The 1,359-nt window shown below is 40.3% G+C and carries 3 protein-coding genes; all 3 read right to left on the reverse strand.

What is annotated here, in order from left to right; genetic code table 11:
- Positions 1 to 48: 48 nt before the first annotated feature.
- Entirely contained in the window at positions 49 to 546 is a 498-nt protein-coding gene (locus tag LRP50_RS25235; protein WP_274167148.1) for a hypothetical protein, read from the reverse strand.
- 108 nt (positions 547 to 654) lie between these two features.
- A complete protein-coding gene (locus LRP50_RS25240; protein ID WP_274167149.1) occupies positions 655 to 996 on the reverse strand; it encodes a hypothetical protein in 342 nt (113 codons plus the stop codon).
- Positions 996 to 1,307: a hypothetical protein gene (locus LRP50_RS25245; protein WP_274167150.1), complete on the reverse strand. Its 312-nt coding sequence runs from the start codon at positions 1,305 to 1,307 to the stop codon at positions 996 to 998. The genes LRP50_RS25240 and LRP50_RS25245 overlap by 1 nt, the downstream gene beginning before the upstream one ends.
- Positions 1,308 to 1,359 lie beyond the last annotated feature (52 nt).

Below are 1,359 nucleotides of genomic sequence, written 5' to 3' on the forward strand. Positions count from 1 at the left end.
CTCAACACCCGAATAAAGTGTCGGCTGCGCGACACTTATTCTTATTTGTTATGCAGCCACTCCAAAATACTTCGAATATATCCTTGGACACATAAACTGCTCGCACTCTTCTCTAAATAGCCAATTGGATGAGCACTCAATATGACTGAATACATGATCTATAAAGTAAGCCATATCCTCCAAATACTTTCTAGAAGCGTTATTGGAAAGTCCTTTAGAAATTCTCACCTTAACTAGGTCAGCACTAATATCCTTCCTTGCTCTAAAGTAGAATTGTATGCCTTCTTGCGAGAAATACTCGACACCAAAGGCTTCGCCTTCCAATTCCCATTCGGCTTGGTGAATTTCTTTCTGATTGGCGAAACCACTCAAAAATTTTTTAGCAATTTGTAAATTCTTTGGTAAACGACCGCTAGATCTAAATCTCACGAGTTTTGCGCAGCAGTCCAGCAAATAGTGCTTTACTATTTTCTGTTTAGCCGGATTTTTACTTACTTTCTCTAACTCTAATTTTATATTCATAGCCTTGTAGTTAACTGGTTGCATAACGTCACGATAACGGGCGTTTACTCACCCAAACTGATTGAAACGCCTAAATCACTGCGTTTCTATGGAAAAATGCGCCACGAGTAAACGTCCACGTTTATAGTTTTGTTATGCCTGTGTTTGACAATTCAGCTGCTCTATTACTTCTCTTAGCGGACGAACTCTCAACTCAGTAATAATTAAAGACGTAAATCCAACAGCACAAGCCGCAATCAGAAGAGTGCTAATAAAGCTGATGGAACTCAACAACCCGTATAGAGACGTAGCCAGTAGAAACGTATAAATGACACCTAGAGGTAAGTCTCTAGTTCCAACAACATATTTGCCTTTTGCCAAGTCATGAGTAACCGAGACAGGGTTGGTCAAACCACCAAGACGAATGCTTATCTTGTTCCCTTTAATCTCAGTGTTGAATCCTTTGTTTTCTAGTTCATTAGCTAATTCATTCATCAAGAAAGTCCTTTTCCAAATAAGGCATAACGTCGTTTTAAGGGGCGTAAAACATTAGTCTTACGCAAAAAAGCCACCGTAATCGCCATAAATTGATATAACAAAATTTGCGGGAATGTTTTGCGTCCGCCTTGAAAACCTTTGTTATAAAGCTGCCACCCAATCCGTTTGAATAGCCGAACCTCGCTTTTTGCCTGTGCAAGCAGCCCTTGGGATGATTGATCTTTTCTGGCCATTGATGGCTTGTTTGCAACACTTTCAATGGTGAGCGGCGATCCAAAACCAAACCGCTTTTTTGTTGAGAAAACCACTGTGGTTCGGCGCTCACAGTCACAGCTTACGTGTAAGTAAAATTACAGCGTA

The sequence above is a fragment of the Enterovibrio gelatinilyticus genome (assembly GCF_028683095.1).
In the GTDB taxonomy this organism is placed as follows: Bacteria; Pseudomonadota; Gammaproteobacteria; order Enterobacterales; family Vibrionaceae; genus Enterovibrio; species Enterovibrio gelatinilyticus.

Coding starts and splice junctions, on each gene's coding strand:
- LRP50_RS25235 (WP_274167148.1), bottom strand. CDS start 546: ATGCAACCAGTTAACTACAAGGCTATGAATATAAAATTAGAGTTAGAG.
- LRP50_RS25240 (WP_274167149.1), bottom strand. CDS start 996: ATGAATGAATTAGCTAATGAACTAGAAAACAAAGGATTCAACACTGAG.